Origin of the sequence: Methylobacterium terricola (assembly GCF_006151805.1) — a bacterium.
Classification (GTDB): Bacteria; Pseudomonadota; Alphaproteobacteria; order Rhizobiales; family Beijerinckiaceae; genus Methylobacterium; species Methylobacterium terricola.
On the sequence record NZ_VDDA01000067.1, the window covers coordinates 1 to 9,198 of the forward strand.

Genomic DNA, 9,198 nt, shown 5'->3' on the forward strand with positions numbered 1-9,198 from the left:
TCCGTCAGGTCACTCGGATAGCGACGGCCGTCGTCCTTGTAGAGATCGCGATCCGCCTGCGTCCACATCGGCTCCTCCTGCCAACGACAACGCGCGACTGGCTCAATCAGTCAAACAGGCTCTCAGTCCAGGCTTGTCGGCCGGTGAGTTTCTGGCCGGCACGGAGAGGGCGATCGATCAGGAGCTGAACCGCTGGCGACAGGTCGGTCCTGTTATCCCAGAAGCTGTGGTGTCATGACGCTCAAGTCTGAAACCCTTCCGGCTGGTTTTAAGGGCGCCGGCCTACCTGCCGAGGCCGCGCACCTGGTCGAGGCCTACCAGCGCGCATCGAAGGCTGACGCCACCGTGCGGGCCTACCGGGGCGACGCCGCGGCGTTCGAGGCCTGGTGCGCCCGCTACGGCTTCCGGCCGCTGCCTGCGAACCCTGAGGCCGTGGCTGGCTTCCTGGTGTCAGAGGCGGAGGCGGGCCGGGCGGCGTCGACGATCGGCCGGCGTCTCGCAGCCATCAAGTACGCCCACAAGCTCGCACGGCTGCTGGACCCGACAGAGGACGAGGCGGTGCGGGCCACGATGAAGGGTATCCGCCGCAAGGTCGGGACGGCGCCGGACCAGAAGGCGGCGGCGACGGCCGATATCGTCACGGCGATGCTCATGCAGATCCCCGACACGCTCACGGGCAAGCGGGACAAGGCGTTGCTCGCTCTCGGGTTCGCTGGGGCCTTCCGCCGATCGGAGCTTGTCGCCCTCGACGTGGCGGACCTGCGCGAGGATCCCGAAGGCCTGCGGGTGCTGGTGCGCCGATCGAAGGTCGATCAGGAAGGCGCCGGGTTCGAGAAGGCCATTCCGACTGGCAGGTTCATTCGTCCGGTTGCCCTGCTCCGTGACTGGCTTGACGCGGCGGGGATCACCGAGGGGGCGGTGTTTCGGCCGGTATCCAGATCCGGACGCGTGCGAGGGGCAGCTATGGCGAGTTTAGCGGAAAATCCGCATAAGTCGTCCGATCAGGTCGCCGTACCGCCCCGTCTCACCACCCAGGCCGTCGCTAACATAGTGAAGCGGTATGCTACCGCGGTCGGGCTCGACGCCTCGACGTTCGGGGCTCACAGCCTAAGGGCCGGCTACATCACCACCGCGGCGGAGCGCGGCGCGGATCTGGCTCGCATCATTGACCAGAGCGGGTACCGGGATACCCGGACCGTCGTCGGCTACATTCGCCGGGCGAATGCGTTCAAGGGGCACTCGGGGAGTGGGTTCTTGTAACCTGTCGCTACCAAGAGTCTCAGCCAGACTAGAAGCACGATCCGCTAATTTACCCCGTGCGCATCACGATTTTCTGAGTTAGGTTTGCGCAGGGGGATTGAAGGTATGGGAAATATACATAGCAGGAAACTGGAGCATTTTACGCAATTGTCGCCCGCAAGTAAAATCGCGTTGAGCACGCTGGCCAGCAATCGCGTGTGCCACTACGGCGCGCATGAAGACATCATCCGCGAGGGCGATCGCCCACACGTGATGCGCCTGATCCTTTCGGGCTGGGCCTACCGCTACAAGCAACTGTACGACGGGAGGCGTCAGATCTTGGCCCTTTGCCTGCCGGGCAATCTGTGCGATCACAACGTCTTCATCTTGCGCGAGATGGACCACACGCTGGGCGCGCTTACCCCCGTCACTCTGACCGAGATCACGCCCGCCGCCCTCCACGCCCTCACCCTCGCTCACCCGTGTATCGCCCAAGCGCTCTGGTGGGAAACGCTGGTCAACGTGGCCACGCAGCGTGAGTGGACCACGAACATGGGCTGCCGCTACGCGGTAGAGCGCTTAGCGCACCTGTTCTGCGAGATCTTCTATCGCCTACGCAGCGTAGGACTGATCGAGGATACTTCCTGTCCGATGCCACTCACACAATCAGACCTCGCCGACACAACCGGCATGACAACGGTTCACGTCAATCGCTCGCTCCAGGAGCTGCGCACAAAACGCCTCATCACGATCAAGCATCGCCGCCTGACCATCCCGGACCTGGCAGCCTTGGAGCGGCGCGCTCTATTCAGTCCGAGCTACCTACACCTCAACCACACGGGGCAGCGACGCGATACGAAGGAGGGCTGAGACATCCATGATGCCGACACGACCCAGCCAGCAGAATACCTCAACGCGGACATCGCACCAGCAATCGCCGGGCGAGCAGCAACTTCCTGCTTCGCTTGAAGAGCTTGCGGCCGAGAACGCGCGACTGCGCATGTTTCTCGACGAGAGCGAGCAGTCAGCCGAGCGCGGCAGACTTCTCTTCGCCGAAGCTAGAGCGGAGCAAGCCCGGCTCGAAATCGAACTGAGCCGTAGCCGTGATGACCTCCAGCTGCTCACGACCGCAATCCCGCAACTCGTCTGGCGCTCTCATGACGAGGGACGCTGGACCTCTGGTAGCCCACAATGGCAAGCTTATACCGGCCAGACCGATCCACGATCGACCGGGCGCGGCTGGCTCGACATCGTGCATCCCGACGACCGCGATCATACGATGCAGGCATGGCATGCGGCGCGTGCACGGGGCGAACTCGCCGTCGAGCATCGTCTGCGACGTGAGTCGGACGGTACCTATCGCTGGTTCCAAACGCGAGCCGTACCCCGACGTGAGACTGCTGGCGCGATCCAGGAGTGGTTCGGCATCTCGACCGAGATCCACGAACTCAAAGCTTTGCAGGATCGTCAGGGCATCCTCTTGGCCGAATTGCAGCAACAAGCGCGCAAAGCCCTCGCTGGCATTCGCTCGCTCGTGCGGCACTCAGCCGAGCCGCATAGCTCCTCTGCGGACTACGTCGCCCACCTCGACGGGCGCCTCAACGCCTTCGCGCGCGTGGTGAGCGCAGTAGCGCGTGATCCGAGCGGCGGCATTGCTCTTGGTGGCCTCATCACTGACGAGCTACTCGCGTGCGTTGGAGCCCAAGACGACCGGGTGCGGGTGGCCGGCCCGCACCTATTGCTACAATCGAAGGCGGCTGAAGTGTTTGGGCTGGCGGTGCACGAGCTGGCCACGAACGCTTTGAAGTACGGAGCACTGGCAACGAACCGCGGACAGGTGCAGATATCCTGGCGGGTCGAGGACAACGAGGGAGCACCTCAGCTTGTCTTAATGTGGCGGGAAAGTCGTCTGTCGCAACCGATCGCACCACCAGCACACCGAGGCTTCGGGCTAACGATGCTGGAGAGTACCCTGCCCCGTGAGCTTCATGCGCAAACGACAGTAGACTTCGCGAGTGATGGCCTCATTTGCACGATGATCCTTCCATTCGAAAGGTCAGTTTATGCTGCCAGTGCACAAGTTTAGTGCCAGATCGCGAGGTTGGTCGGCGAGTGCTTGGTTGCGATGTTAAGTTGCAGGCTGCATGGCGCCCTGCCTATGCAGCACTTCCCGTAACAGTTCTGGCACGCGTGCCCAAGCCTCTGTCGATCGACCAAGGAGCTTGGCGCGCGTCGTTACTGCCACGTTGCCGACCGAGACGATATCTAGCCAGCGTGCTGTAAAGGCGACCACGCAGGCTGGATCGAAATGCCGTCCAGCTTCGGCCTGGATGCATCGCAAGGCTTCTTCCATCGCCATGGCATCCTTGTATGGCCGAGCGGTCGTCAACGCATCGTACACATCGGCTACAGCCACAATACGTGCTGCGAGCGGGATCGCCTCTCCGCTCCAACCATTCGGATAACCGCTACCATCCCACTTTTCGTGATGAGCTTCCGCGATTTCAGCTGCCAGCTGGATCAGTTCAGATGCGCTGCCTCCGAGAATGCGGCTTCCGATTGCCGCGTGGGTCCGGATCGTTTCCATTTCGGCATCGTCCAGCCGTCCCTTCTTAAGCAGGATCCCGTCCGGAACTGCAACTTTGCCAACATCATGGAGTGGCGCTGCAAGATAAATGCGTCGGCATAACTCCGGTTCGAGGCCGAGTGATTCGGCTATAATCTGGCTATAACGCGCAACACGCCAAGTATGATCGCCGGTCTCGTTGTCGCGATACTCCACAGCGAGGGCAAGCCGGAAGATGATTTCTTCCTCGCGTTCTCGCAGATGACGGACCGCGGTTTCAACCTCGCTGGCGAGCGAAGCCGCTTCATCATCGAGCTGGCGCACAGCAGCAGCGAGCCTGATCTGGTTACGAAGCCTGACCGCGAGTTCGACGCCTTTCGTAGCCTTGTCCAGGAAGTCCGTAGCGCCTGCCTCCAGGGCGGCAAGTCTGATAGTGTCCGAGGCGTCGCTGGTGACCATGACAATCGGCACCTGCGCGTAATGCGGGATGGTGCGCATGCGGTGGATGAACGTGACGCCATCCATTTCGGGCATGTGCTGATCGACCAGCACGAGGTCGAAGGCACGCGTCTGCGCTTCGATCAGAGCTGCGCTGGGATCGGTGAACGTGGTGACGCCCACATCGTGCTCCTGCGCCAATAGGATACGGAGGCGCAGCAGCATGGTTGAACTGTCGTCGACGATAAGCGCGTCCACGGCGGCGGTTCCTACGAGCGCGTCAGCCAATCGCGGGCTGACAAGAGGATGGAGAGAAGACATGTGACGGATGAGCCGCTGATCCGAATGGCAGAGACAGCTGGAGAGTCATCTCTGCCACCTATAAGAGAGTTACAGGCGGGCGTGAATCCTGTTTTATCTGCAATAAACGCATAAGTCGTCCGATAATACCATCTTAAGCCGCCCTCACGGTCGCCAGGAACCTCGAAACTTCACTTGAGAGGTGCTCTGCCTGACGCGAGAGTTCTGCAGTCGAGGACAGCACTTGGCTGGCGGCTGCCCCCGTCTCCTCGGCCGCGCCCGCCACGCCCGCGATGTTGCTCGTCACCTCGCCGGTGCCGGTGGCCGCCTGGGAGACGTTGCGGACGATCTCCTGGGTCGCCGCGCCCTGCTGCTCCACCGCCGCGGCGATCGAGGTCGCCACGCCCGAGATCTCCTCGATCCGTGCCGTGATCTTGCCGATGGCCGATACGGCTTGGTTGGTTGAGCCCTGAATGCGCCCAATCTGGCCGGTGATCTCCTCCGTCGCCCGCGTGGTCTGACTGGCAAGCTGCTTGACCTCCGCAGCCACCACTGCGAAGCCGCGGCCGGCGTCGCCAGCCCTAGCGGCCTCGATCGTGGCATTAAGCGCCAGAAGGTTGGTCTGGCTGGCAATGGTCGAGATCATGGCAACGACGTCGCCGATCTTGGTGGCCGCAGCGCTTAATTCCTGCACCAGCGCAGCCGTCTGCGACGCCTCGGTTGCGGCGGTCTGCGCCAGATTGGCCGAGCCGTTCACCTGGCGCCCGATCTCGAGGACCGAAGCGCCGAGTTCCTCCGCCGCGGCTGCGACCGTGCCAACGTTCGCGGCGGCTTGCTGCGCCGCAGAGGCAACGGTGGTGGACTGCGACGCGGTCTCCCTGGCGATGCCGGCCATGCTCTGGGACGTCGCCTGGAGTTCGGTGGCAGCCGCCGACACCGTACCGATGACACTACCCACGGCAGCCTCGAAGCTGTCGGCCATCTGGCGCATGCCGGCCTTGCGTTGCTCCTCGGCCGAGGCGCGGGCGAGCGCCGTCTCCTGCTCGAGCTGACGCGAGTGGATCAGGTTGTCCTTGAACACCTGCACGGCCGTGGCTATCGCCCCAACCTCGTCGCGGCGCGCACGGTAAGGCACGTCTGCCGCGGTGTCACCGGACGCCAGGGTGCCCATTATCGAGGTCATATGCGTGAGCGGGCGAGCGATGCGCATCATCCCAAACAGCATGGCAGCGAGTGCCGCTGCGAGAGATAATCCAACCGCGACATAGGAGGCCAGTGTGGCGGCATCGGCACTGACAACGCTAGCATCGGCGTCACTCTGCGCGCCACCCATGTTGATTGCGACGCCCCGATCGAGCTGGTTGCGCATATCTGTGTAGCTTGCCAAGCTCTGCGTATCAGTCAGCGTCCTGAGTGCATCCGCGGATCGCCCGGCCTCGATTAGCCGCACCATATCGTCGGCAACCCGCCGATAACGTGCCCACTCAGTCGTGAAGGTTTCGTAGGAGGTCCGCTCCTCGGCGGAGGAGATCAGCGGCTCGTAGCGCGCACGAGCCTTGGCGACACGCTCAAGGCTGGTTTCATATTGCTTCAGGCCGTCGGTTCGCTGCTGATCGGACAAGGCGGTGACGAGGCGGTACTGCTTGATACGGACCTGATCAACCTCGGCGCGGATCGCATTGATGGCTGCGACGGAGGGTATCCAATTTTTGGCGACTTCGATGACGTCGTGTCGGATCTCGGAGAGCTTAACAAGCGATACAGCCCCTTGCGCGCAGGCAATGAAGGCGAGACCACCGAACAGAGCGGCGAGGGTGGTCTTGAGTGAGAGACGCATGGGGCAGGCCTGCGTGTGAGGGACCAATCAAACCGCGCGAGCGCGGCGCGATTGTTCGGTTTATGACTGAAATTAATTTGCGCCTTGCCGGTTAAATTACGTTTTATATCAAATGACAGGCGGGTAAATTGCGTCATATACCTATGTTAATTTACGCAATTGTAAAACAATGAAGTTATAAAATGTCTCAAATGATTGATGGAATTAATTGGAATAAATATATATGTTTATAATATTTAATAATCACATATAGTAATAATAAAATGTTTTTCTTATCTTTTTATGTATAAATTATTATGCATTATATTTTACTCAATTTAGTATATATATTTATTTTATATCCAATCAATTCGTGTTGAACTGTATTCTCACACAATCGCGGCCTTGCCGCTTCGCTTCATATAGTGCCGCATCTGCCGCAGCGAAGCATTCGCGTTGCGTTGTATGCTTATTTTGCGTGATACTTACCACACCAATACTCACGGTCACGAACCCACCATCCTGACCCCTGTGGGGGATCTGGGTTCTCGCGATTGCTTGGCGAATGTACTCCGCCCGAGATGCCACCTCACGATGAGTCGGCCCCAGCAGCAGGACACCGAACTCTTCGCCGCCGATCCGGCAGGCGACCTCGTCAGGCCCGCTCACCTCCCGCTTGAGGCAGCGCGCGATGGTTCTCAGCACCTCATCGCCGGCGAGGTGGCCATAGGTGTCGTTGTAGCGCTTGAACCGATCGGCATCGATTAGGAGCAGCGAGAGCATCTCGCCAGACTGCTCTGCCTGGCTCCAGAGCTGCTCGTACATCGTATCGAAGTGGCGTCGGTTCGGCAGTCCCGTGAGACCATCAGTAGTCGCCAGTCTGGCCAATTCCTGGTTGGCACTGACGGCCGCGCGTTCGGCGTGCATCCGCCGTTCAAGTTCACGCTGCAGCAACAGGGTGAGGCCAGTGATGCCCAAGCATAGGATCAGCACGATGGCGCTGATGCCGATCGCCTTCGGTCGCCAGATCGCCTGGATCGCCGCCACGGAGACGTTGACGTTGATGATGAGGGGTCGCGAGCCAATACGGCTGAAGGTGTAGAACCGCTCGATGCCGTCCACCTTCGCGGTGGCGACGAACTGCCCGGTGTCCTGCTCCAGGTAGTGGTGGAAGTGCGCTGATCCGGCGATGTTCTGGCCGATGGTCTTGGTGTTCGAGGGATTGCGCGCGAGCATCACGCCGTCGGCGCGAAAGAGTGCGACGCTGCTGCCTGGGTCGATGCTGAGACGCCGCAGCAAGGTATCGAAGTACGCGACATCGATCGCACCGACGACGACCCCGGCGAACGCCCCATCCGCGTAAGCGAGGCGGCGGCTGAACGGAATGATCAGTCGACTGTCCTTCTGAGTTCGGGTCGGCTCGCCGATGTAGAGGCCGGCATCCGGCCGCTCCTTGTGGACGCGAAAGAAGTCGCGGTCGTCGAGTTGTAGGCGACGTGGCACCTGCGAGGCCGAGTCCATGAACACGTTGCCCTGAGTATCCAGGGCTAGAATGGCGCCGAGTCCATTCGCGGTCGACGAGCGGTCAAATAGGATGAGGTGACGGAGATCGTAGGGGATGCCTTCGATCCTGGGGTTTTGCAGACCCTCGACCACTGCCTGCAGGGACAGGTCGTAGAGCTCGATGTTGCGGTCGATGGCGTTCTCGGTGATCTCGAGTAGGTTCAGCGAGGTCCGAGCAACCTGATCCCAGGCACTCTGGCGCATCTGGAGCACCATCATGGCGGAGGCGGTGGCGAGCAAAAGTGTAGCTGCAAGCCCAAGGATAGCGAGCTTGCGTTGGGTAAGACGTTGAAGAAGAAGTAAGCAGGCGCGCATCGGTGCCTCATACATGAGTTGGTGCGCCAACATCTGTTGGATATCTGCAATAATATTGTTAACAAAGTACTTAAATTTCAAGATAAACTTGATATGTTGATCAGTGTACTGTTAAACAAAAAACAAGCATCAATAAATAAAAGTCTCGATCTATATGAATAAATAATTAATAATTTATTATTAAATTTATAAAATATCGATCATATTGCAAGATACTATTTTATATTTCCCTCTGACATCGCCGTGCAAATATCCCTACCGTCTCTGGGCAAGAGCGTGCAGTGAAACACGCTGCCGATTAATCTATTGTCACTGCCGAGCTGCAGGCCAGTGGCGCAACGACTTTGCAGGTTGTAGCTGACACACTGAGTGCCCACGGTATCTCTATAGTCTGCGGATGCCAGTGAACGTTTGTACAGGTTAGTCGCGTTCCTGCGGGATACCTCAAGGGTAGCGAGCTGGGGCGTTCCCTCCAGAAGGAGACCCAGCCCGCCGGCCTTGCTGAAGGGTGATCGGAACAGCAGGGCACCTGCACTTAGCAGCAAAGCCTGACGGTGACACAGATACCCGTTGGGTTGTGGCGCGACCAATAAACCTACCGAATAGGGTGGGGATCACGTCCTCAAGCGCGAAGAAGATCCCCACGACGGCGATCGCAAAGCCTGCCACGATCAGGCTCAAGGTGGCTCGGAGCGGCAAGGTGCGCGCAACCCTCTGCCGCCGCCCTGGGGTGATCGGGCTCACGTTACTCCACCGCTGCGGCATCAGCCTGCTTCAGCTGATCGCGGCGGGCCGGCGTGGGCGCAAGCGCAACCGCCTTGCTCTCGGCTTCAGCCTTCTAGTGCATTGACGCATTCAGAGGATTCACAGGGGGCATGAGGCATGCGAGTCTGAGGCATGGCTCAGACTGTCTGTGTGATCCCCAGCGCCGCCGACCTGACGCGCCTGTCCGCTATCGTCG

6 protein-coding genes are annotated in these 9,198 nt (G+C 60.1%); 3 read left to right on the top strand and 3 right to left on the bottom strand.

Going from position 1 to position 9,198, the window contains the following annotated elements:
• Window positions 1–234 precede the first annotated feature (234 nt).
• From FF100_RS36060 to FF100_RS36070, 3 genes are all read left to right on the top strand, one after another.
• Window positions 235–1,260: a site-specific integrase gene (locus FF100_RS36060; RefSeq protein ID WP_139040821.1), complete on the top strand. Its 1,026-nt coding sequence runs from the start codon at window positions 235–237 to the stop codon at window positions 1,258–1,260.
• 171 nt (window positions 1,261–1,431) lie between these two features.
• A complete protein-coding gene (locus tag FF100_RS36065; protein WP_342779051.1) occupies window positions 1,432–2,109 on the top strand; it encodes a Crp/Fnr family transcriptional regulator in 678 nt (225 codons plus the stop codon).
• A gap of 7 nt (window positions 2,110–2,116) precedes the next feature.
• Window positions 2,117–3,325: a sensor histidine kinase gene (locus tag FF100_RS36070; protein ID WP_139040823.1), complete on the top strand. Its 1,209-nt coding sequence runs from the start codon at window positions 2,117–2,119 to the stop codon at window positions 3,323–3,325.
• Between the two features lie 42 nt (window positions 3,326–3,367).
• Here FF100_RS36070 and FF100_RS36075 read toward each other — a convergent pair whose 3' ends face one another.
• The 3 genes from FF100_RS36075 to FF100_RS36085 all read right to left on the bottom strand — a co-directional run bounded on the left by FF100_RS36075 (window position 3,368) and on the right by FF100_RS36085 (window position 8,237).
• Complete coding sequence (locus tag FF100_RS36075; RefSeq protein WP_139040824.1) at window positions 3,368–4,501, bottom strand: HD domain-containing phosphohydrolase; 1,134 nt, start codon at window positions 4,499–4,501, stop codon at window positions 3,368–3,370.
• 196 nt (window positions 4,502–4,697) lie between these two features.
• Window positions 4,698–6,380 carry a methyl-accepting chemotaxis protein gene (locus FF100_RS36080; protein WP_139040825.1) on the bottom strand — a complete coding sequence of 561 codons (1,683 nt, stop codon included), beginning with the start codon at window positions 6,378–6,380 and terminating at the stop codon, window positions 4,698–4,700.
• A 345-nt stretch (window positions 6,381–6,725) separates the two neighbouring features.
• Window positions 6,726–8,237 (bottom strand): sensor domain-containing diguanylate cyclase, encoded by a 1,512-nt coding sequence (locus FF100_RS36085; RefSeq protein WP_171070476.1) that lies wholly within the window; start codon window positions 8,235–8,237, stop codon window positions 6,726–6,728.
• Window positions 8,238–9,198: the final 961 nt, after the last annotated feature.

Excerpts from the sequence above, each read along its gene's own strand:
- FF100_RS36080 (WP_139040825.1), bottom strand. The coding sequence starts at position 6,380 with ATGCGTCTCTCACTCAAGACCACCCTCGCCGCTCTGTTCGGTGGTCTC.
- FF100_RS36060 (WP_139040821.1), top strand. The coding sequence starts at position 235 with ATGACGCTCAAGTCTGAAACCCTTCCGGCTGGTTTTAAGGGCGCCGGC.
- FF100_RS36070 (WP_139040823.1), top strand. The coding sequence starts at position 2,117 with ATGATGCCGACACGACCCAGCCAGCAGAATACCTCAACGCGGACATCG.
- FF100_RS36085 (WP_171070476.1), bottom strand. The coding sequence starts at position 8,237 with ATGCGCGCCTGCTTACTTCTTCTTCAACGTCTTACCCAACGCAAGCTC.